Origin of the sequence: Pseudomonas shirazensis, assembly GCF_014268785.2 — a bacterium.
Taxonomy (GTDB): domain Bacteria; phylum Pseudomonadota; class Gammaproteobacteria; order Pseudomonadales; family Pseudomonadaceae; genus Aquipseudomonas; species Aquipseudomonas shirazensis.
This window is the reverse complement of the sequence record NZ_JABWRD020000001.1, coordinates 1,011,109-1,033,342: the sequence shown is the minus strand read 5'-3', so window position 1 is coordinate 1,033,342 and position 22,234 is coordinate 1,011,109. Positions and strand designations below refer to the sequence as shown.

At 59.1% G+C, this 22,234-nt stretch carries 21 protein-coding genes; 8 read left to right on the top strand and 13 right to left on the bottom strand.

Translation table 11 applies throughout. The features are described 5' to 3' along the window. Positions 1-77 precede the first annotated feature (77 nt). The 3 genes from HU736_RS04450 to HU736_RS04440 form a co-directional block, all read right to left on the bottom strand. Positions 78-428 carry a hypothetical protein gene (locus HU736_RS04450; protein WP_186698124.1) on the bottom strand — a complete coding sequence of 117 codons (351 nt, stop codon included), beginning with the start codon at positions 426-428 and terminating at the stop codon, positions 78-80. Between the two features lie 3 nt (positions 429-431). Beyond that, positions 432-1,790 (bottom strand): SNIPE associated domain-containing protein, encoded by a 1,359-nt coding sequence (locus HU736_RS04445; RefSeq protein WP_186698126.1) that lies wholly within the window; start codon positions 1,788-1,790, stop codon positions 432-434. Positions 1,791-2,293: 503 nt separating this feature from the next. Beyond that, entirely contained in the window at positions 2,294-2,608 is a 315-nt protein-coding gene (locus HU736_RS04440) for an ArsR/SmtB family transcription factor (RefSeq protein WP_202883882.1), read from the bottom strand. A 65-nt stretch (positions 2,609-2,673) separates the two neighbouring features. Here HU736_RS04440 and HU736_RS04435 point away from each other — a divergent pair, with 65 nt between their 5' ends. Further along, positions 2,674-3,492: an alpha/beta fold hydrolase gene (locus tag HU736_RS04435; protein ID WP_186698130.1), complete on the top strand. Its 819-nt coding sequence runs from the start codon at positions 2,674-2,676 to the stop codon at positions 3,490-3,492. Between the two features lie 29 nt (positions 3,493-3,521). Here the strand turns inward: HU736_RS04435 and HU736_RS04430 are convergent, their stop codons facing one another. Beyond that, positions 3,522-4,439 carry a LysR substrate-binding domain-containing protein gene (locus HU736_RS04430; protein ID WP_186698133.1) on the bottom strand — a complete coding sequence of 306 codons (918 nt, stop codon included), beginning with the start codon at positions 4,437-4,439 and terminating at the stop codon, positions 3,522-3,524. A 195-nt stretch (positions 4,440-4,634) separates the two neighbouring features. On the opposite strand from HU736_RS04430, the gene HU736_RS04425 reads away from it, so the two are divergent. The 5 genes from HU736_RS04425 to HU736_RS04405 all read left to right on the top strand — a co-directional run bounded on the left by HU736_RS04425 (position 4,635) and on the right by HU736_RS04405 (position 9,661). Beyond that, entirely contained in the window at positions 4,635-5,384 is a 750-nt protein-coding gene (locus HU736_RS04425) for an SDR family NAD(P)-dependent oxidoreductase (protein ID WP_103437294.1), read from the top strand. 99 nt (positions 5,385-5,483) lie between these two features. Further along, positions 5,484-6,782 (top strand): MFS transporter, encoded by a 1,299-nt coding sequence (locus HU736_RS04420; protein WP_186698135.1) that lies wholly within the window; start codon positions 5,484-5,486, stop codon positions 6,780-6,782. A 17-nt stretch (positions 6,783-6,799) separates the two neighbouring features. After that, the gene (locus tag HU736_RS04415; RefSeq protein WP_186698137.1) at positions 6,800-7,648 is read left to right on the top strand and encodes a transketolase; all 849 of its coding nucleotides are present in this window, start codon (positions 6,800-6,802) and stop codon (positions 7,646-7,648) included. Next, positions 7,645-8,661 (top strand): transketolase family protein, encoded by a 1,017-nt coding sequence (locus HU736_RS04410; RefSeq protein ID WP_103437291.1) that lies wholly within the window; start codon positions 7,645-7,647, stop codon positions 8,659-8,661. The genes HU736_RS04415 and HU736_RS04410 overlap by 4 nt, the downstream gene beginning before the upstream one ends. Positions 8,662-8,722: 61 nt before the next feature. Continuing rightward, positions 8,723-9,661, top strand: coding sequence for an alpha/beta hydrolase (locus tag HU736_RS04405; RefSeq protein WP_186698139.1), 939 nt, complete (start codon positions 8,723-8,725; stop codon positions 9,659-9,661). 142 nt (positions 9,662-9,803) lie between these two features. Here HU736_RS04405 and HU736_RS04400 read toward each other — a convergent pair whose 3' ends face one another. The 4 genes from HU736_RS04400 to HU736_RS04385 form a co-directional block, all read right to left on the bottom strand. Beyond that, complete coding sequence (locus tag HU736_RS04400) at positions 9,804-10,760, bottom strand: DMT family transporter (protein WP_186698140.1); 957 nt, start codon at positions 10,758-10,760, stop codon at positions 9,804-9,806. Between the two features lie 79 nt (positions 10,761-10,839). Continuing rightward, entirely contained in the window at positions 10,840-11,568 is a 729-nt protein-coding gene (locus tag HU736_RS04395; protein WP_186698143.1) for a helix-turn-helix transcriptional regulator, read from the bottom strand. A gap of 328 nt (positions 11,569-11,896) precedes the next feature. Beyond that, a complete protein-coding gene (locus HU736_RS04390) occupies positions 11,897-12,145 on the bottom strand; it encodes a CsbD family protein (RefSeq protein ID WP_101319281.1) in 249 nt (82 codons plus the stop codon). 135 nt (positions 12,146-12,280) lie between these two features. Beyond that, positions 12,281-12,589, bottom strand: coding sequence for a putative quinol monooxygenase (locus HU736_RS04385; RefSeq protein WP_103438774.1), 309 nt, complete (start codon positions 12,587-12,589; stop codon positions 12,281-12,283). A gap of 347 nt (positions 12,590-12,936) precedes the next feature. On the opposite strand from HU736_RS04385, the gene HU736_RS04380 reads away from it, so the two are divergent. Next, the gene (locus tag HU736_RS04380; protein ID WP_186698145.1) at positions 12,937-16,665 is read left to right on the top strand and encodes an autotransporter domain-containing protein; all 3,729 of its coding nucleotides are present in this window, start codon (positions 12,937-12,939) and stop codon (positions 16,663-16,665) included. Between the two features lie 24 nt (positions 16,666-16,689). Here the strand turns inward: HU736_RS04380 and HU736_RS04375 are convergent, their stop codons facing one another. The 5 genes from HU736_RS04375 to treS form a co-directional block, all read right to left on the bottom strand. Next, positions 16,690-16,926 (bottom strand): hypothetical protein, encoded by a 237-nt coding sequence (locus tag HU736_RS04375; protein ID WP_186698147.1) that lies wholly within the window; start codon positions 16,924-16,926, stop codon positions 16,690-16,692. Positions 16,927-16,953: 27 nt separating this feature from the next. Next, positions 16,954-17,211, bottom strand: a complete 258-nt coding sequence (locus tag HU736_RS04370; protein ID WP_186698150.1) for a hypothetical protein — start codon at positions 17,209-17,211, stop codon at positions 16,954-16,956. A gap of 589 nt (positions 17,212-17,800) precedes the next feature. Further along, a complete protein-coding gene (locus tag HU736_RS04365; RefSeq protein ID WP_186698152.1) occupies positions 17,801-18,250 on the bottom strand; it encodes a GNAT family N-acetyltransferase in 450 nt (149 codons plus the stop codon). A gap of 77 nt (positions 18,251-18,327) precedes the next feature. After that, the gene (locus HU736_RS04360; RefSeq protein ID WP_186698154.1) at positions 18,328-18,555 is read right to left on the bottom strand and encodes a hypothetical protein; all 228 of its coding nucleotides are present in this window, start codon (positions 18,553-18,555) and stop codon (positions 18,328-18,330) included. A 138-nt stretch (positions 18,556-18,693) separates the two neighbouring features. After that, positions 18,694-20,757 (bottom strand): maltose alpha-D-glucosyltransferase, encoded by a 2,064-nt coding sequence (gene treS, locus HU736_RS04355; RefSeq protein ID WP_186698156.1) that lies wholly within the window; start codon positions 20,755-20,757, stop codon positions 18,694-18,696. 231 nt (positions 20,758-20,988) lie between these two features. On the opposite strand from treS, the gene HU736_RS04350 reads away from it, so the two are divergent. Then, a complete protein-coding gene (locus tag HU736_RS04350; RefSeq protein WP_367615289.1) occupies positions 20,989-22,035 on the top strand; it encodes a GGDEF domain-containing protein in 1,047 nt (348 codons plus the stop codon). Positions 22,036-22,234 lie beyond the last annotated feature (199 nt).

Genomic DNA, 22,234 nt, shown 5'->3' with positions numbered 1-22,234 from the left:
ATCAGATGCTATGTCAGGAATGTGTATGAGCCTCGTAAGACATTGATTCGACGAATCCGCTTCTGGCGTCCATTCTCTCAACGGGCCATGCCTTTCGTGTTCATGGCGCGTCCTGAATGAGGTGGCTGCCAATGAAGCTGGTTTTGTGTCGTTTCCCGTCCGGTCAGCCAGCGCCACTGCTTGTGCGGGATGGTCCAGCTGCACCACTGCCCAAGCTGGTCCCATTTATCTAAGTCCAGCTCAGGCTCAAGCACCGTGCATAGGACACCGTCGCAGCGCGCCTGCGTGCGATTCAGGCGCTTGCAAGGGAGGATGATCGTTCTCACCACTTGCCGCTCTTCAACCTTAGCTGGGTGCCAGGTATGAATCGCCCACAGACCCTCTAGTAACAGAAGCTCAATCTTTACTCCACACAGGCATTCGATCACGAATTAACTTTCCGCAGCCATGCGCTCTGATTGCTGGATCGCTGGCTTGGGCAATGCCATGCGCAGGCTTTCACGATACTGCTCCGCCGGCGCCTCATGCATGACCTCTACGACAGCATCGTAATTTTCTCGAATGACCTTCTCGATCTCAGCAATCTCGGCTCGGAAGAATTCTTTCCGCCCGTTGACCTTGTTGAGCCGACCAGATGCAAAATGCTCGTGCAGCTTCGCTTCCAATGCAGGAGCGTTGTTCGAGAAAACCATCGCATGCACATCGAACCAGAACGGCACCGAGGCGTCGCCGAGCTCATCAACTCGATCCATAGGCTCAAGGCGGCGAGTCATGCCGATCTTGTAAATGCCTTCTCCGAACGCCCCAAGATTAGAAATCACGTAGACATATCCGGCTTTGGCATTTTGCTCACGGTAATCAATGAGCTTTTCTTCGCTCTCAAGCTCGGCACGACCTGCCTCAACCTCGGCCAGTTTTACCAGCAGCGCTGAACGCTCCTCATCAGATTGCACCTGTTCAAGGCGAGCCTGGAGGTCACGCATTGCGGTGGTGAAGTGCTTCCGCTCCTTGGCAATTTTCTCACGCGCCGCACGAATTTCCTGCTCGAGCTTCTGCTGCTCTCTAAGCTCTTCTCGGGCGCGCTTGGCCTCTTCCTTCTCCTCTTGCTTCTTGATCTGGAATTCATGAGCAAGGTGCAACTCATCAAGCTTGAGGTCAACGTAGACACCAGATATCTCGACGCTCATGATCTTGCCTAACCGATTGCAAGCTTCAAAGGATTTGAGGATTCGCTTCTCGCCGAGCTCGACGTTGTCGAATTTGACGTTAGCCACGCAGGCATCAGCTTCGTTGTTGAACGAGCGGATCACCAGCTTGATCATGTCGTTCACAAGCTTGCGACCTTGGGCCTGGCTGTTGTTCACCGTCCAGTTCGAATTGCCGGTGGCTGCCTGGCCATTCTTGATCAGGACTTTCTGACGATCGCGAACGTGATCCAGCCGAGACTTGTACTCCTGGCTGGTCGTCAGCTTGAACTTAGGCTCATAGAGGGCGAAGCTTTCCAGGAGCACCGTCTCTTCCCAGACAAGTATCTGCCCCTGCAGATCATTGGAGCGCTGTGCCAGTGCAGCCAACTCTCTCTCTGAGCGTTGGTTTTGCTCGCGTACATCCGCTAGCCTCGCTTGCTCTTGCTCAATCAGCTTCTGGATATTCACCACGTCCATGGCGCCGATTTTCGTGACGAGCTCTTGCAGCTGAGAATGCTGCACCTGAAGTTCCGCAAGCTGGGCCTCAAGAGCTTCTGCACGCTGCCGGTGAGCCGGCCCTTTCAGATAGTCACTAAACGACATGGGTTCCTTCCTCGATTTGAGTCGAATGCATAGACCGGAGAAGCACGAGGTAGGTATCTGAACGCTCTACAACGTTTAGCCGCGCAAAGCCCAAGCTGCATTAGGTCAATGCCCACCTCCCTGCTGAGAAATGAGCGTAACCGGAGTGAAGTCATAAAGCCATCACAAGGACAGCTAGGTTGTAGAGGTTTACAGGAGCGCTCTGCTGCTCATTCCAACCTGCTTTCTTGCCACTCGAATACGATCGGCGCCACTGCTGAGAAACAGGAGGCGAGATACAGGACAACAAAAACCCAGCACATTCGGGGCAGTCGCCCGCCGGTAGCAAGTTTGAGCACGAAAGCAAAGCTAGGCGGCCTGAAGACCGTAAGAAGCGACTTTTTACTAATGCTTACGCCCAGAGTCAGATAATCCGAACGTGAGGACAAGCTTCCTGATCAAAAGATAGCCAAATTTCAGGGCGCACGACCCATCTGGAAAGACTCCACGTACACCGAGTTTGCTCACACCGCGTGCTGTGAGCCCTTCCCTATCGCCAACTCCCGCGCCAGCCACTCTAGATACTCGGCGATCATCGGCTCATTACGCGCGCAATACGACCATCTGTGCTTCTTGGCCACCGTTACAAACCCCGCCTGCACAAGAATCTCCAAATGCCGGCTTGCGGTCGGCTGAGCGACACCCAGCGCCTTGGCAATTAGCGTCATGCAAACGCCGAGTTCAGCAGGATCTGCCGACCACTGATCTGCAAAGTGTTCATGAGGCTTGGCAAGCAATCGAAGTATCATTACCCGAACCTCGCTGCTCATCGCTTTCATCTGTATTGATCTGTCCATTGCGGCATCATATTGTCATTTAGCTAAATGACAATATGAGGTGAGCCATGCTGGATCTACCCTGCACGTCAATCATCGAAGGCAACGCCGTCAGATGGGGAAAGATGGGGTCAGGCGCCCCCTTGGTAGCCATCCACGGGACGCCTTTTTCCTCCCAGGTCTGGAGGCGCATCGTTCCCCTGCTAGCTGGCCATCGCACTGTGTACTACTTCGATCTGGTCGGGTATGGCCAGTCTGAGATGAGGGCGGGTCAAGACGTTTCGCTGGCCGTCCAGAACAACGTGCTCACTGCGCTCTTCAAACAATGGGGCTTGAACCGGCCAGACGTGCTCGCACATGACTTCGGCGGTGCTACTGCCCTGCGAGCGTACTACCTGAACGGCCTGCGCTACGCGTCTCTTACCCTGTTCGACGCAGTCGCTTTGGCTCCGTGGGGCTCGCCGTTCGTCCAGCATGTCCGCCAACACGAGGCAGCATTTGCTGGAATGCCCGATTACATGCACCGCGCGCTGCTGGCTGCTTACCTGCAAACCTCAGCAGCGAACCCGTTGAGTGAAGAAGCCCTGCGCATCTACAGTGCCCCTTGGGTGGGTGAAGTTGGTCAGCCTGCGTTCTATCGGCAGATCGCGCAGATGGATCAAGCGTTCACTGACGAGATTCAGCCGCTATATACAAGCCTTGGTTGCCCGGTGTCGGTTTTGTGGGGCGCTGAAGACGCTTGGATTCCGTATGCGCAGGGCGAGCGTCTTGCCGAGCTGATTGCCCAGCAGCCCTGTATTCGAGTCGAGAATTGCGGTCATCTCATGCAAGAAGACCGGCCAGAGGCCATTGTGGCGGCGCTGTTGAAACAAATCGGCGCAGGCTGAATAGTCGTTCCCACTGGATGCCGGCGGCTTCAATAAGCAAACTCATGCCCCAGCTCACTTTCCATCCACTCCAGAAAGCGCCGTACGCGTGGAAAGTTCGAGTGGGCCTTCGGAAACACAAGATGATGCGCCGCCACCGCCGCGCTAAGTGATTGCGGCGCAACCTCGACCAACGTGCCAGCCGCCAGGTACTTCTGCGCAAGTAAGGTGCTTTCCAGTGCGAACCCAAGCCCGTGGCTGGCGGCTTCCAGCGACATGTAAGACCGATCGAAACTCAGTGCATAGGGCCGTTCAGGCCGAGCCAAACCATGCTGGGCAAACCACTGTGGCCACTTCAGCAGCGTGGCTTCCGACAGCACCAGATCGCGGTCCAGCAGATCCGCTGCCGCTCCGACAGGCCACTGCGCGAGCAGCTTAGGCGAACACAGCACAGCAAATTTCTCGTTGCGCACGGTACGCACCTCGTAACTGGGCCAGTTGGGCGTGCCATGGCGGATGTCCACATCGATCTTGTCCCGGCTGAAGTGCAGCGACTCGTATGAGCAGGAAAGATTGAGCTGAATATCTGGGTGACTCGCGCGAAAAGCTTCCAGTCGGGGCATCAGCCAGAGCAGGCCAAAGCTGGGCGATGAGTGCAGGCGCAAACAGTCGAGGCTGACATCGCTGGCGGCGCGTTCGGTGGCCACGGCAAGGCTATGCAGGATGCCGGAGATTTCCTTGAGGTATTGCTCCCCGACCGGCGTTAGAGAAACACCGCGTGCGGCCCGGACAAATAATTGCCTGCCGATCATGCCCTCGAGCTTGGCCAGTTGATGGCTGACCGCTGACGGAGTCAAATCCAGCACTTCCGCTGCCCTGGCGACGTTGCCGAAGCGAGCCGTTTGCTCGAAGGCCTGAATTGCTCTCAGCGGTGGCAGGATGATCGGTGAATCGGCAGCAGTGCGCATGGCACCTCCATGGCATTTCTTGTAGGTATCGGACTACTTCCATTCAATCACCACGCTGCGGCCTTGACGAGTGCTGAATTTTTTTCAGCATCGAGTGACATTCGGCTTATTGCTCAGGCCACCTGTGGAGAACAAGCTGAGCCCATCGATTTTTCGCAGATCGACCTTAATAAAAACAATTCGAGGTAACCCACCATGCTTCTTCAAGGCAAAGTCGCAATCATCACCGGTGCTGCATCTGCCCGTGGCATTGGCCGCGCTACCGCTACCACGTTTGCCCAGCACGGCGCTCATGTGGTGATCATTGACCTGGACGAATCCGCTGCCCGCGATGCCGCTGCATCGCTCGGCGAAGGCCACCTCGGCCTCGCTGCCAACGTTGCCGACGAAGCGCAGGTTCAGCAGGCCGTCGCCAAGGTCATCGAGCACTACGGTCGCATCGATGTGCTCATCAACAATGCGGGCATCACCCAACCGCTGAAGACCCTCGACATCCGCCCTTCAGACTACGACAAGGTGCTGGATGTGAGCCTGCGTGGCACGCTGCTGATGTCCCAAGCCGTGATCCCGCTGATGCGTCAACAGTCTGCCGGCAGCATCGTGTGCATGTCTTCGGTTTCTGCCCAGCGTGGCGGCGGTATCTTCGGCGGCCCGCACTACAGCGCAGCCAAGGCCGGCGTTCTGGGCCTGGGCAAAGCCATGGCGCGTGAACTGGGGCCTGACAACATTCGCGTCAACTCGATCACCCCTGGTTTGATCCACACCGATATCACTGGCGGGCTGATGCAGGACGAGCGCCGCCACGCGATCATCGAAGGCATTCCGCTGGGCCGCCTAGGCGCCGCGCAGGACGTTGCCAACGCTGCCCTGTTCCTGGCCAGCGACCTATCCTCTTACCTCACAGGCATCACGCTGGATGTGAACGGCGGCATGCTGATTCACTGATCACACCTGGCGGGCCTGTGCGGCCCGTGCGGTTCTGGATCGATGACATAGCCAGGTCTGTTGGCCTGGCAGTCAATAAAAACAAGAGATCAGACCATCATGACTACCCTGTCGCTGGAAGCGGTTTCGACCGTGCGTGCCTCCGCCTACCGTAAAACGGCCTGGCGCCTGATGCCGTTCCTGATGCTGTGCTACCTGTGCGCGTACCTTGATCGCGTCAACGTCGGCTTTGCCAAGCTGCAAATGATGAACGACCTGGCCCTCAGCGAAACGGTGTACGGGCTTGGCGCCGGCATGTTCTTCATCGGTTACTTCCTTTGCGAGGTACCGAGCAACATCATCCTGCACAAGGTTGGCGCACGGATGTGGATCGCCCGGATCATGATCACCTGGGGGATCATTTCTGCGCTGTTCGCCTTCGTCGAGACAGCCTGGCAGTTCTACGCGCTGCGTTTCTTTCTCGGCATCGCCGAAGCCGGCCTCGCGCCCGGGCTACTGCTGTATCTCACCTACTGGTTCCCGTCTTATCGTCGTGCTCGCATGACCGTGCTGTGGTTCATCGCCATTCCACTCTCGGGCATGGTCGGTGGCCCTCTTTCCGGCTGGATCATGAACCACTTTGCCGGCGTGCATGGTTGGGCGGGATGGCAATGGATGTTCGTCCTGGAGGCGATTCCGACAGTCGTTGTCGGCCTGCTGGTGTTGAGTTACCTCAAAGATGGGGTGCATCAAGCCACTTGGCTGAATGACGAAGAAAAGGCCTTGATCACCCGTGAACTGGCAGAAGACAACCAGCAGAAAGTCACCCATGCCTCCGTCGGCGAGTTCATTCGCGACCGCCGTCTGTGGTTGCTGGCCGCCATCTACTTCTGCGTGGTGATGGGCCAGTACGCGATCACCTTCTGGTTGCCGACCCTGGTACGTAACGCGGGAGTTACCGATCCATTGCATATCGGTTTTCTGACCAGCCTGCCCTACCTCTGCGCGATCGTGGCAATGCTGCTGGTCGGGCGCAGTGGTGACAAATACCGCGAGCGGCGCTGGCACCTGATCGTGCCCATGATCGCCGGCGCTATCGGCCTGAGCCTGGCCGCGATGGTGGGTGGCAATGTGACCCTGTCCATCCTCAGTCTCTGCCTTGCTGCCTCCGGAATCCTATCCGCAACGTCCTTGTTCTGGATGCTGCCCACCACATTGCTGGGTGGCGTTTCTGCGGCGGCGGGTATTGCGGCGGTCAACAGCTTCGCCAACCTCGCTGGATTCTGCTCGCCTTACTTGATTGGCTGGATCACCACAGTGACCGGCTCCAGCGCCATCGGCATGTACCTGATTACCGGCGTGCTGTTTGCCGGCGCCACGCTGGTACTGCGCATCCCTGCCGCCCTGGTCAATCGTTGAGTTAATGGAGTTTCATCATGACTAACAATCCTTCATCCGCAGCCGCCATTACCCTTGTCGACCGCGCACACAACATCCGCCGGCATGCGCTGAAAATGGGTCAAGTCCAGGGTCAAGGCTATGTTGGCCAAGCCCTCGGTGCTGCGGATCTGCTTGCGGTTTCGTATTTTCACGCAATGAACCATCGCCCCGAAGATCTCGAGTGGGAGCAGCGTGACCGCTTCTACCTGTCGATTGGGCACTACGCCATTGCGCTGTATGCAGCCTTGATCGAAGCGCAGATCATCCCGCTCGAAGAGCTGGAAACCTACGGGGCCGACGACAGCCGCCTGCCGATGTCGGGCATGGCCGCCTACACCCCTGGCATGGAAATTACCGGTGGCTCGTTGGGCCAAGGCCTGGGCATTGCGGTTGGCGCCTGCCTCGCGCTCAAGCGCAAAGATTCAGCCTCCTTCGTTTACAACCTGCTGTCTGACGGCGAGCTGAATGAAGGCTCTACCTGGGAAGCGGTGATGTCGGCCTCGCACTGGAAGCTCGACAACCTGATCGCCATTGTCGATGTGAACAACCAGCAGGCCGACGGTTATTCGAGTGAAATCCTGTCTTTCGAACCCATCGTTGAGCGCTGGCAGTCGTTTGGCTGGTTTACCCAGCGGGTCGATGGCAATGACATCGATGCACTGGTCGCCGCCTTCGATGCTGCCCGCAGCCACCCAGGCGCACAGCCCCGCGTGATCATCTGCGACACAAAAATGGGCAAGGGTGTGCCGTTCCTGGAAACCCGAGAGAAAACCCACTTCATTCGCGTGGAAGAACACGAATGGGATCTGGCCCTGAACAACCTTGAAGAAGGAAAACACCAATGAGCAACGCCGCCCCTACTTCGACTGGCGCACCGGCCAAGAAGCGCCTGACCACCTCGGCGATGATTGCCTCCATTGCCTCTGAAGGCCAGGCCACCAGATCGGCACCGTTCGGCCATGCCCTGGCGGCGCTTGCCGAGCAACGTGCGGATATCGTCGGCCTCTCCGCTGACCTGTCCAAGTACACCGACCTGCATATCTTCGCCAAAGCGCACCCCGATCGCTTCTATCAGATGGGCATGGCCGAGCAATTGCTGATGAGCGCCGCGGCCGGTATGGCCCGCGAAGGCTTCGTGCCTTTTGCCACCACCTACGCCGTGTTCGCTTCACGCCGCGCTTATGATTTCATCTGCATGGCCATCGCCGAAGAGAACCTCAACGTCAAGATCGTCTGCGGCTTGCCTGGGCTCACCACCGGCTATGGCCCAAGCCACCAGGCGACTGACGATCTGGCGATCTTCCGTGCCATGCCTAACCTTATGATCGTCGACCCGTGCGATGCCTTGGAGATAGAACAGGCAGTGCCTGCGATCGCAGCGCATCAAGGCCCGGTTTATATGCGCCTGCTGCGCGGCAACGTGCCGCTGGTGTTGGATGAATACGGCTATAAATTCGAGATCGGCAAGGCCAAGACGCTGCGCACTGGCAAAGATGTCCTGATCATCTCAACCGGGCTCATGACCATGCGCTCGCTGGAAGCAGCCAAGGCACTGCAAGCCGATGGCGTAGACGTCGCCGTGCTGCACGTACCGACAATCAAGCCGCTGGACGAACAAACCATCCTCGCCGAGGCGCGCAAGTCTGGACGTTTGGTCGTCACCGCAGAAAACAGCTCGATCATCGGCGGTTTGGGTGAGGCGGTTGCCGGCTTGCTGCTACGCAATGGCGTGACGCCAACTTTCAGGCAGATTGCGCTGCCTGATGCCTTCCTCGACGCCGGTGCGCTGCCGACGCTGCATGATCGATATGGCATCTCCACCACAGCCGTTTGTGCGCAAATCAAAGCGTGGCTGTAGCGTAATCTTCAGGGCGCTTCGATCAGAAGCGCCTCATCACGACGGGAAAAGGTGCGCAACAGTGAAACCACATGAACTGCTTGACCCCGATTTCCGCAGCTTTTTAGCCAGCGGCGCTGAGACTTGGTCGCTGGATGCGCTGCCTGGCATCAGAAAGCGTGTCCATGCGACTTTCACGTCACCAGACCATGCGCGTTGTCAGACGGTCTGGACGGATGGGCTGGATGGTGCACGACTGCGCCTTTGTCTCTACAGACCCGACACCGTAACAGATGGCAAAATCTGTCCAGTGATTCTCTACGTTCACGGCGGCGGTTTCGTCCTCGGTCAGCCTGAAATGGCAGATGATTATCTGGCCGATCTTGCGCAATACCTGCAAACGGTGATCGTCGCTGTTGATTACCGACTTGCACCTGAACATCCATTCCCTGCTCCACTTGAAGATTGCTACACAGCGCTTGGCTGGATATTCAGCAATCATCAATACCTCAACGCTGACACCCGAAAATTAGTGGTGATGGGGCACAGTGCAGGCGGTGGGCTCGCTGCAGCCCTGGCAATATTGGCGCGCGACCGGGGTGAGTATCCGCTCATGGGTCAGGTCTTGATCTATCCGATGCTGGACTATCGCTCAGGTAGTGCCGAATCGCCGTTGACCAATATCACCACAGGGAAAATTGGCTGGCCGCCTCAAGCCAATCAGTTTTGCTGGGAAGCCCTGCGTGGAAACTACGGTCTTGACGACGAGCACATTGGCTACTTTTCAGCAGCTATGCAGCAGGACCTGAACAATTTACCGCCCACCTTTATCTCGGTAGGTGCGCTGGATTTGTTCATGGAAGAGAGCGTCGACTTCGCGATGAGGTTGTCTCGCGCCGGTGCGCCGGTAGAACTTCATGTTTACCCTGGGGCACCGCATATGTTCGACCAATACCCTGGGACGATCACGTCGCAGGCCAAACTCGATATCGAACGAGCGCTTGAGCGACTCCTAGGCTAGGTTGACGCACCGGCCAGGAGCCGCTTGGAGATCATCGATACGGCTTGAGCTGGCGAAGCCATGGTGGTGTCTAACAGTCAGTGCGACATTGAGCGTGATCCGTCATGTGGCAGTAGCTGCCATTGCTCACCCGGTGCGCTTCCTAAAGCGGGATGACCCGGCTATCCCCGTGATGCTGAGTCCGGTGACAATTCAGACACCAGACAACACCTGTAACCAGCAGCGCCATTGCTGCAATTTCGTATGGGTCAGGAAGCCGATGCTCCCATAAAAAGCCAATAAGCAGCGCCGCCAATGTCTCTATCACGAGCACTTGCCCGCTCAGTGCTAAGGGTAGAAGCCGGCTCGCCTGGTTCCAGCAAGCGCCGCCCACCACGGAAGACAGAAAAGCCACTCCGCCAGCTACCAGCAGAAAATCCACCCATTCAGCGCTGTCGTGCGAGCCGGTCTGCCACCCCAATACAGGAAGCGCCAGGAACAGTGACTGGGCACCCGTCATGACCCCAGTCAGCAGAGCCCAGTCATTGGAGGAAACGCTGGCCACCTCAACCAGACGCCGAGCGTTACTCACCGCGAACCAGCTCCAAGTCACTAACGCGCCCGCCGCGCACAGAATCCCTGCGATGTTGGTGAGGATATCGGTTCGGTCGCCGTAGGTAATTGCATGCCAACTGATGAGCGTAACTCCGCCTACGCAGCAGCACAGCGAAGGCACCAGCTTGTGCAGCGCAACGGCATTTTCGTCATGCCGACCTGCCAGTGTGATGAGTACTGGAATCAGCCCGACAATCAAAGAAGTTGTAGCTATGCCAACCAGCTGCACACCGGTGCCGACCAGCGTGTAGTAGATGAGGTTGCCGATCAGGCTGAGCCAGAACAGTGACTTCCAGTCTGCCAGGGTGAGCTTGGCGCAAACTCGCTTCCAGCGAGGTCCGAGCAGCACCGCCGAAATCACGCCGTAACAAAGAAACCTCAGCACGGCGAATTGCAGCCCGCTCAGTTCGAGGGTCAGCTGTGGGCCGAGGAAAATCACCCCCCAGCACAAGCCCGCACACACGCCGTAGAAGAGACCCTTGAGCAATAATCGATCCGCACCCATTTCACCCGCGCTCCAAAACTTGATGGGTGAAGTCTGGAGCAGCTGATGCGGTGCGTATTGTCGTTAACTGCGGGATTTTTTACCCAGGCTGTTGCTCCGCACGACGGTAGGCCGCCGGGGTCGTGGCTTTCAGGCGCTGCATGGTGCGTGTCAGCGATGCCTGGTCGCTGAAGCCCGCACGCAAGGCTATTTCAGCAATGGGCAAGGCAGTTCCACGTAACCATCGCTGCGCTTCCTGCACCCGCAACTCGGTCAACCACGCCTGCGGGCTCATGTCGAACACTTGCCGGAATCGCTGGTGCAGCTGGCTCACGCTCATGTTGGCAAACCGCGCCATTGCTTCATTGTTCCAATGGGCTGCAGGATTGCTCCGAAGACGACCAATCAACCGCTCCATAGGGTCGGTGAAATTGGCAATGTCCGGGCTCAGGGAGGACAACAGCAAAGGCCCCAGCTGGCAGGTTGCGATGGACAGTTGCGCGTTACCTATCAACTCGGCGAACTCGATGAGGCGACGCGTTGCGGGAGGAATCGGTACATAGATGTTTCGAGCAAAGCGCTCGATGTGGAGCGTTTCCAGCGTGGAAGGCGCGCAGTCCAGGACCAAAAAGCGGCTGTCAATGTCGCAGTCTTGCGAGTGTTCTGAGCCAGGTTCCACAAGTGCCGCCAATGACTGATCGATGCAGCCGCCGCGACCGTTTACGTCTATGTCCATTCGGCCGCGAATCGGCAGGACCAATTGAGCGTGATCGTGGTGATGGTGAGGGGTGTCCCGCTCATAGCTGCGCACTTCGAGGCTCAAAAACATTACTGCACCTTCCGCTCCGGCAGGTTATCCGATGTGTGTGTTACTGCCCTACTCCACAGTCCTTAACACTGTCAGCGCGAGCGGCCTTGGAACTCACCGGATCATATCCCTTTTGCTCATGGCCTGCTTTCCTGCAGGACAGCAGATTCCTCGCGGTGTGCTAACGGATGGTTCAAGGAGGTGCGCAAACAATTGAGCCTCCGGCTAATCAGGCGGAGGCCCAGCAGTAGTATAGATTGTGTTTAATGCTGGAGCTCGCGGAAGCTCAAGCAGTGCCTCTCGCATTCAACGGCTAACCGGGAAAATTACTAGAAGCTCCTGCCTGGACTCAGCGGCGCAGAACGCGATCCAGCACCAACAGGGCAATCGCGCCAATAGCCATCGCAGTCACTGGCTTTTCTTTGACGAAGGTGGACACACTGTTCATTGCATCGCCGTAGGCCTGGGTCACTTGACCGCATGCCTGGCGGCCCGCACCCTCTGCCTCGAGGCTGGAATCACCAAACAGTTTCCCGACAGCGCTCTGGGCTTTACCGGCAACTTGTTCTACTACGCCTTCAACCTGTTCACTCTTCATGTCGTCAAACCTTCGTGTGTCAGTGGGGAGGCTCAGGGTCTGCCTGAGCCGGTAGATAGCTGCACAAGGTTAGGGTGACAGGCGTCATGAATAGTTCAACGTCGATGCGCACCGGTCATATCGCGAAACGACATGCTACGCCGACACCTGCTCAAGGAAGATCAGTTGCAATGGCTCAGCCAGCAGATCATCAGCGATGCCAGCAAAGTGCTGGAAATACGGCATGGCGAAATGCGCGTCGAGTGCCGCCTGATCTGCGAAGGCCTCGCGCATGTAAAACGTGCCACGCTCATCACGCAGCTCGAACAATACGTAGTCCAGGTTGCCCGGCTCGGCACGGGTCGGTTCGACCAACGCCAGCAGTGCATCCTTCAAGGCTTTTCGTTGACCAGGCTTGGCCTTGAGTACGGCAATTGATACCAACGCTTTGGCGGATGCATCCATCATAAGTTCTCCAGAATAATGAGCTTTGGGACCCACCTGGTCCTTGGCGATGATCTTCACCTGGCAAACCCCGCAGAAAAACCCCCGCATTCCGGCAACACTTTCGCTTTAACGGTGAAAATGAAGGCGCGAAATATCGCGTTCCTCAACGGCAAGGCGTCAAGTTCGGTACGCACGTGCCGATATCCCTCAGAGCGACTGACCAAGCGCCATCCTGGCCCCTCTCGGCGCCCTGCTCTATCTAACAGCTCTGAGGCTGTAGTGAGTATTCATGGCAAGACACCGGCGTTATCCGTTTCGCCAGCTACCAATAACTGCTTGATAAAAGCCTAAGCACCGGGTGATAAATGCGCCGTATAACGTTGGGCCAGTGGCTGCGTGCTGGGGTGGCCGTGGCCGCATTGACCGTATTCAACGTCGCTCCGGTATTTGCGCTGTCGAACGGCTGCACGGCGATAAACAACTTGTCCGGTTCGACTGCGCTGTCATTCGGTGCAAACAGATACCCCGCCTCGGACTTTCTCCCGGGGGACGCGCTGACGCTGACGTTCAGTGATAGCGGGACGGCGTTCCAGGGCAATCCCACCGCTGCTGACAGCCTTAGTCTCGCTAGCTACAGCCTTGCCGGTTTTCAGACCTACAACGCAGCGAACAGCAGCACCAATACGCCGCACACGGTCAGCTTGACCGTGCCCGCCGGCAGTCTGGAGGCCAATGGTGCAGCCATTCGGGCTACCACCTCCAATGGCCAGATCAGCAACCTGGTGTTCAACTGCACCAGCCTCAGCGCAGTATCCACGGATGCCACGCTATCCAGCCTGACACTGTCGACAGGCAGCCTGACGCCAGCTTTCAGCACGGCCACCACCAGCTACACCGCTTCGGTCGGCAACGCTACAACCACCCTCTCCCTCACACCGACCACCACAGACAACAACAGCACGGTCACAGTGAACGGCACACCGGTAAGCTCAGGCAGCGCTTCCCCGCCCACCGGCCTCGCAGTGGGTTCGAACGTCTTCACACTGCTGATCACGGCTGCGGATGGCGTTACTACCAAGTCCTACACCATCACCATCGACAGGGCCCAAGCCGCACCGCAGCCCAGTGCGGTTACGGCCAACGTGAGTGCCAACAGCGCAAACAACCCGATCAGCCTGGCCATTACCGGCACAGCCAGTTCGGTCGCCGTCGCCACTGCAGCCAGCCATGGCACAGCCACGGCGAGCGGAACCAGCATCAGTTACACGCCTGTCGCGGGCTATTCAGGCAGCGACACCTTCACCTATACCGCGACCAACAGCTCAGGCACTTCTGCGCCGGCGACGGTCACTGTGACCGTTTCGCAACCAACACTGATCATCACTCCGTCTGCCGGTGCATTACCCACAGGCCAGGTCGGCAGCGGTTACAGCCAGACCATCAGCAGTGCTGGGGGCACGGCGTCCTATGGCTACGCAGCCAACGGACTGCCAGCTGGGCTGTCGCTGAATGCCTCTTCAGGCGTGCTCAGCGGGACGCCCACCACTGCCGGCAGCTACGCGCCATCGGTCATCGTCACCGACGCCTACGGCGCGACCGCCACCACCAACTACACCCTCTCGATCGTGGCGCAGGCGCCGGTGGCGAGCGCCGTATCGGCAAGCGTTGCCGCCAACAGCACAGGCAACGCCCTCACCCTCAACCTGTCCGGCGGCCCTGCCGACAGCGCGGCGATTGCCAGCCAGCCCGTGCATGGCACCGCCACGGCGTCTGGCCTTGCCCTGCGCTATACGCCTGCAGCGGGCTTCGCCGGGGTCGACAGTTTCAGTTACACCGTCACCAACGCGGCCGGCACTTCTGCGCCGGCGACTGTGACCATTACCGTCACGGCGGTGACGCTTGCACTCAGCCCGGCCAGCGGCCCGCTCCCCGGCGGTACGGTCGCGTCCAGTTACAGCACCTCGCTGCAGGCATCCGGCGGCACTGCGCCTTATCACTATGCCGCGACCGGCTTGCCGAGCGGCTTGACCCTCGACACCAGCAGCGGAGTGATCAGCGGCACACCTACCCTGGCCGGCGCCTATAGCGTTGCAGTCACGGCCACGGATAATGTTGGCAATGCCGGCATTACCAACTACACGCTGGCCATTGGCACGGCCTTGCCCACGGTCGCGGCGGTATCCGCAGTGGTCGCCGCCAACTCGTCGAACAATCTCATTGCCTTGGGGCTCACGGGTGGCACTGCTACCACCGTTACCGTCACATCGCTGCCGTTGCATGGCACGGCGGTCGCCAGTGGCACCAGCATTCGCTACACGCCCCAAGCAGGATTCTCGGGCAGCGACAGCTTCAGCTACAGTGCCAGCAATGCCAGTGGCACTTCGGCCGCTGCCAGCGTTTCCATCACTGTCAGCCCTGCTACGCTGGTTCTGGTGCCGGCAGCCGGCGCGTTGCCCGCTGCCACCGTGGGCAGCGTCTACCGGCAGAATGTGAGCGCCAGCGGCGGCGTCAGCCCCTATCGCTTCAGTGCCGCCGGGCTGCCGGCCGGGCTGACGCTGGACCCGGTATCCGGCAGCCTGTTCGGCACGCCGACTGCAACCGGCAGTGGCTCATTTTCGATCAGCGTGACCGACGCCAACGGCACACAGCTGACGGCCAATTACTCGCTGGTCAGCAGCGGCGTCACCCCCGAGGCAGCCGATGTCAGTGCGTCGGTTGCGGCCGGCCAGAGTGTCGCCCTGAACCTGACTGCGGGCGCGACCGGTGGCCCGTTCACCTCTGCAACCCTGCTCGACACACCGTCGCAGGCGTTGGGCAGCGTACGCCTGAACCAGACCGCCCTTGAATTCACGGCAGCGGCCAGGGCCAGTGGCACCGTCACCTTGCGCTTCACCCTGGCAAATGCCTGGGGTGTCTCGCAGGTTGCAACACTGACGCTGCAGATCAATGCACGCCCCGACCCGGGCAAGGACGCCGAAGTGATCGGCGTGCTCAATGCTCAGACCCAAAGTGCTCAGCAGTTCGCCCGAGCGCAGGTCACCAACTTCACTGACCGTCTTGAGCAACTGCATAGCCCGGACGGGCACCGCAACGCCTTCAACCTGCGCTTCAACCCCACGCAGGCGCACGCACGGAACAAGCCAGGCAAGGCGGCCGACAGCGAGCAGACCGATCTCGATCTGCTCGCAGCCACACAAATGCTGGCTGATGACCAGCCGCAACTGATGCATGCAGATTCAACCGACCAGGACGCCACTGCGCCTGCCACCGGCAATGTGTCGGTGTGGACAGGGGGCTATGTTGATTTCGGCAATACCGAGCGCGGCGGCAGCGAGGTCAGCAGCACCCTGATTGGCGTCAGCAGCGGGATCGACTTTCGCCTGAGCCGTGCGCTGACAGCCGGCGTGGGCGTTGGCTATGGCAGCGACAAGAGTGATATCGGCTCTGCTGGCAGCACTAACCGCGGCAAGTCCTACAGCGTGGCTGCTTATGCCAGTTATCACCCGAGCGCGGTATTTGTCGATGCACTGCTCGGCTACAGCCGCCTGCAATTCGACAGTGAGCGCTTCGTGACTGACTCCGGCGGCTACGCCAAAGGCAGCCGCGACGGTGATCAGCTGTTTGCCTCACTAAGCTCTGGCTACGAGCTGAAAAGCCAGAACTGGCTGGTATCGCCCTATGGCCGCCTGGATACCTCCACGACCTGGCTGCACGGCTATCAGGAGTCGAATGCGGATACCAACAATCTCGATTACGCCCAGCAGCGCTTTTCGCTGGTGTCGGGCGTGGCTGGTCTGCGTGGCCAGTACGGGATTCCGCTGAGCTGGGCCTACCTGACGCTGCGCTCGCGCCTGGAATTCAGCCACACCTTCAACTCCGAATCAAGCGCCCGCCTGGGCTATGCCGATGTTGGCAATTCAACCTACACGATCACGACCGAAGGCTTCGGTGACGACACCCTGGCTGCATCGCTCGGGCTGGATCTGCTGTGGACATCGGGGCTGAGCACCGGGATTGGCTACCAAGGCACGCGGGCACTGGGGCGGCAGTCGCGCTCGGATGCGCTGTCGCTGCGCGCTGCCTATCGGTTTTAACATCCCCCGCGGCCTGGTTGCCCATCAGCCCTCGGGCAAACTGACGCCGCAGATGAAATCGCTTGAACCGATACGGTGTGAGCCGAACTCCACGACGTAACTGTCGCCGCGGCGTTCGGCTTCTATTCTGGCGGTAGTCTGGTCGACATACACATCGACCAGATGCCACGGATGGCGGTCGCGCAGCACGCCCCAGCCCAGCACCCAGCCTGGTCTGGCAGGGTCCGCCGGCAAGTTTTTCACGAGGCTGCGTATGCTCATCGGCTGCTCCCAGGAAGCTTTGTCTCCTTACCCCCGCAGCCGCTCTAGGCGAGCGCGACCGGCTTCGGTAATGGCGTTCTCCCCTTCATCACTGATGCGATAACGACCGGAAGCCATCTTGGCAATCGAAAACCTCACCAGATCACTTTTGGCCAACGCTTCGCCAACTTCGTAACTCATGGCGCGCTCCAGGTCGAAAATCCTGATCGCTCCAATCTTATAACGAGCAAAGACGATCAGCGCCTCATCAATCGCCGCTTGGTTTACCGCTTGAACACGTTCCATGCTGACATCCTAGTTCGTGAGTGGCCCGATCCGTGGGCAGGCAGACAACGGACCGTGGCAGTTCGTCGAATGTGCAACGCTACTATGTACACGCCAGGTGGGGTACTGGCTTTGCATCCATGCTGGATGATTGGACAGGCCAGGGAGTCGCAACCATTGACTCTAATCGGGGCCAGCCCGCGGGTGTTACCGCTCCAGCAACTCTTCCCGGAGCCACGCGAGCAGCGCCTGCACTTCAGCCCGTTCAGCCGCGCCTTGTGCTGTGTAGACAGAAAGGGCATCGGGCAGAGGAATGGATTCGGCACACACTTGAATTAAAGCCCCCTCCTCGATCAGTTTCCCGCACTGTAGCGCCATCCGAGAGCCACGCCGTGCCCGCTACTGCTGCCTGCAGCATCAGCGGGTAGCTATCAAACACCTTACCAGGCGTATCTTGCGCGATCGCCCTGCCAAAAGCGCTTAGCCAGTCTGACCAGCCAATGAAGCCCTGTGGTGTAGGGCGATGGTGCTAGAGCGTATGCAGGCGGAGCTCTTCAAGGCTCAACAACGTGTCAGCCGCCAGGTGAATCAAGTCAGGGGTGCCGGCAAACTATGTATCAGCCTGCTGCCGGCGCTTCTCCATTCGAATATCGCCTCCAGGCAACTGCTCCACGCAGCGCCAGCCGAGCTTGCGATAAAAACCGCTGGCGCGACTGGCCTCCGCGGTTTCCAGCCATATCGTCTCATGCTGCTGAAAAAGGAAGCACTCTGCGCGTTCCATAAGGCAGCGACCCAGGCCCTGCCCCTCGAACTGGGGCAGTACGAATGCTGCGAACACACAAGCATCACCGCTATCAGCCATTGAAAAGCCTGCCGGGACACCCTCGACTTCAGCAATCCAGATGCACGGGGCATCAGCGAGTGCTTGCTGAATGGCTTCCGGGATGATGCCCATCTGCGTCAGTTGCTCACGCGACAGGTGATTTTCTCGAACGCTTGTACGGATGTGGAAAATCGCATCGATATCAGCGCTGTTGGCCAGCCTGATTGTTTTCTGCATGACGAGTCCCTTCAGCTATTTCAAACGCCGGTACTGTATGGCGCCCAGCGGAAGGTACTTTTACCAGTTGATGGACTTTAAAACACTACGCTGACTTCAGTTATGCCAAGCAACGCCGCTTGTTCCAGAACTTCTGCAGGGGTCGCCTCGGCGTCAGGCATGACCAGGCTGTTTTCACCATCACCATGGTGCAACATGATCAGGTGCAACGCGGCGTCGTGGGTAGCGAGCTTGACCTGCTTGAGCTCGAGCTGGTGAGTGCGGCGCTCGCCGTTGAAGAGGTATTCCAAGGTAAAGGTATGCATGGTCAGATTCTCATGTGCTGGACTAGACCCTTATCCTGACCAGAGAGACAGCTTTTTGGTTCGATTGGCTTCTAGCCACGCTCAGGAAAACCAGACCAGCGCGGTCGCTGGCCTGGTATCACAGAACGAGGCCGGGCTTCAGAAATGGCCGCTGCTGTTGACGATCCGCAGCGACAGCGCTTCGTAAGGTTCCAGGTTGATCATCAAGCGCCCGTCCTCGCTGAGGTCGCCCTCGACCGTTTCATTGATCATGTCGACCACGGTCCCCGGCGTGAAGCCGGCCAGTGTCAGCTCCTCGCTGATGACTACAGCACCGAAGTTGAGCGCGCTGATCTGGATACCCTTGCCGGCAGGCAGTTCATGCACCATGACCAGCAAGCCAGGACTGTCGACTTCCGGCACCAGAATCTGCTTGCTGCTGGCGATGCCATAGGCCTGACGCACCGCGAGGATCTTTTTCACCATGCTGGCAAACGAATCGCTGCGTTGCAGCTGGCTGTCCAGGCTGCCATACAGGTCGCGGGCCTTTGGGATACCCCGCACAGATGCTTGCTCCTCAGGTGCCAGCCCCGCCAGGTCATAGCCACCGCGGTGAATCCAGCGCGTGTCACCATCGAGCATGCGCTCGGCGACAGCCTCGGCCGGCAGTGGCAGTGCGCCGACCATGTCCCAGCCTGACAGCGCAAACACCCCAGGCTGCATGGCGTTGTACATCACCAGCAACAGGTGGATCTTCTGGATCTGAGCAATATCGTCCTCGGTGATCAGCTCCAAGTCACGAATCCCCAGCGTGGCAGTGATCAAGCTCGCGGTGGTGCAGGAGATGCCGTTGGTGACGAAGCGCAGGTTGTACGGCGCATGCTCGCCAGACAGGCGCTCATGCATCTCTTCACGAATATGCTCGCGCAGGATGCTGCCGGGGATGGTCTGGCCCTTGTACATGAACATGTCATGGGCATGCAGGGTCCAGAAATGCACCAGCTCGGTGGTCAACTCGTCATGGTTCTGCAGGGCATGGATCAGCGAGGCAGGGTCGATCTTGAACGCGTGCATCTGCTGCAGCATCAGGCGCAGGAACTCGGTATCGCCAGTCAGCAGTGCGTGCTGGTAGGCTGGCCGAGTAACGAAGTCGTAGGATAGATCGGCGCCGCCCTTGGACATTTGGGCGATGTCATCCAGGGTCAGGTTCAGTTCCTGGAAGCTGAAGCCGCCGGCCTTGCGGATCATCCCACCGAGGATCTGGTTGCCGGTGATCGATAACGGATGGCTCTCGGACCAGGCCGGGCCTTCGGCGCGGGCTTCGACGCCGAGGAAGCCGTTGGCATCCAGGCGGATACCGCGTGCGCCATGGCAGTCGAGGGCATACAGCGCGTCACCGAGGATCATCTGCTGGGCGGTAAACGATGGATCGAGCCAGTTCAGCGACGGCTGCCCTTCCTTGAAATAATGCAGATAGACCCAGCGCCGTTCGATGCCGTCGACGCCGGTGATCGCTGGTGTTGCGCTCCAATCGGTGTCCTTGACCCCCGGCTCGAAGAAGATCACCCGTTGCAACTGGCCGACAATGTAATGCCGCGCCTTCAACTCGTCGCACACCGCTGGTGACAGGTTGACGGCGTCGCGGCCCGCGGGCACGTCAGGCAGCAGGTGCCAGTCTTCCTGACGAATCTCGACCATGTGATACAAGCCCGGATACAAGCCATAGGCCCGCTCGGCCAGCCTGAAGTCCGCGCCCTTGCCGGTGTGTGCGGGGATCAGGTCATCGATGGTCACCGCGTTGTGCGCGGCGGCGATCCTGCTCATGCGCACCAATTCTTCTTCGGTACCGAACAGCGGGTCGACGTCAAAACTGATGCGGTCGAAATTACCGTCCACGCTTGGTGTGAACTGATCACCGCTGATCCCGCCGGCCTGCTTGATCGGACCGGTGTGAATGCCTTGGATGCCAATCTCGGACAACTGCTTCCAGAGCGCTTCATGGCCCAGCGCCTGAAGTACCGAAGACCCGTCAGGCGAGACAATCGCATCGGGGTACACCGTCAACCACACCGAGGATATTTCAATCGCCCGGCGCGGCTGCGACTCGGCATAGGCGTTCATCCACAGCCGCGACTGGCCGCCGTAGAGCTTGGCCCGGTCCTGGGAAATCTTGAGCATGGAACGCGCTTCGAGCCATTTAATGTACTCGTCCTGATCTGTCATAAGCTCCCCACAAGGCAAAAGTGAATGTACGCAGGCTTTAGGGTATGACGCATGGCAGCAATGAACGTTCGCCTGGAGCGCTTTGCGCGGCGCTGGCGCAATGACACAATGCCGCACCCGTATCCAGAGCTGCGGCCTCACGCCATGAACGCCCCCGACCTTCGCCCCGAGATCACCCAGCACGTCAGGACCGATCGGCTCAAGCAGCTGTTCGTGCAATCGGCGCCGGCGGTGCTGGGCAGCTACCTGGCTGCAGCGATGCTGTGCTGGATGGGCTGGGAGCGCTTTGATCACGAAGCGGTGATCACCTGGATGAGCGTGCTGACCGCGACCACGCTGCTGCGTACCGTGATGTTCATCACCTACCGCCGCGCCGCGCCCAACCAGCGCTCGCCGCAACAGTGGGAGCGCCGCTACTGGCTGACCTTGGCATTGTCGGCAGGCATCTGGGGCCTTGGCGCGCTTGCGGTGATGCCGGTCGGTGATCTGGTCGGGCAGACGCTGATCATTCTGTTTGCAGTAGGCATGTCGGTCAGCGCGGTGTCGTGTTACTCGTCCTTTCGCAATATGACCCTGGTGTCCATTGCTCTGGTGCTGCTGCCTTGCACGATCTGGTTGTTACTGCAGCCTTCTGCCTTGCAACAAGGCATAGCCCTGGCGGTGCTGGTGTTTGCCTCGTTTGTCGTCAGTGCCACCCGCAGTCTGTCTTCAGCACTGGAGACTGCTTGGCGCCTGAAGCATGAGATGGAACATGCTCACCGGCTGGCTATCATTGCCTCCTGCACAGACGGGCTGACCGGTTTGAACAATCGCCGGGCGTTCTTCGATCATGCCTCGGCCCAGCATGCCTTATGTAAGCAGCAGAGCGGGCTGGTCGCTGTGTTGATGCTGGACATCGACTATTTCAAACAGATCAATGACACCTTCGGCCATGCGGCGGGGGATCGGGTCCTGCAACGCATCGGCACGGTCATCAGTGACTGCCTGCGCGACGATGGCATCGCCGGCAGGCTCGGCGGTGAAGAGTTCGCACTGTTGCTGCCCAACACGCCCCAGGCCGAGGCCGTCGAGATTGCCGAGCGCCTGCGGGCATTGATTGCCCAACTCAACGTGAGCAGCGAGCACGGCGTGACGGCAAGCATCGGCCTGGTCTGTGCCACAACTGCCGAAAGTGATCTGGACGCATTGCTGGTCTGCGCCGACAAGGCCATGTACCGCGCCAAGGCCGCCGGCCGCAACCGGGTTGAACTGGTCGAGCACGCTCGCACCACCGCCTGAGCGCCCCCGTTTGGGGCAACTTTGGCAAAGCCTGCCAACGCGCACCTGTTTGATGCGCCACGCCTTCCCGCCGTTGACGTGGATTGAGCGTAAAAGCCTTCACTGCGTCGTTTTTCTGATGCTAAACAGCGCGCAATCGCAATTTCTGCATCAATTCGAGCCCTAGCCACACTGCCCTGCCCGTTTCGGCACCTTCATT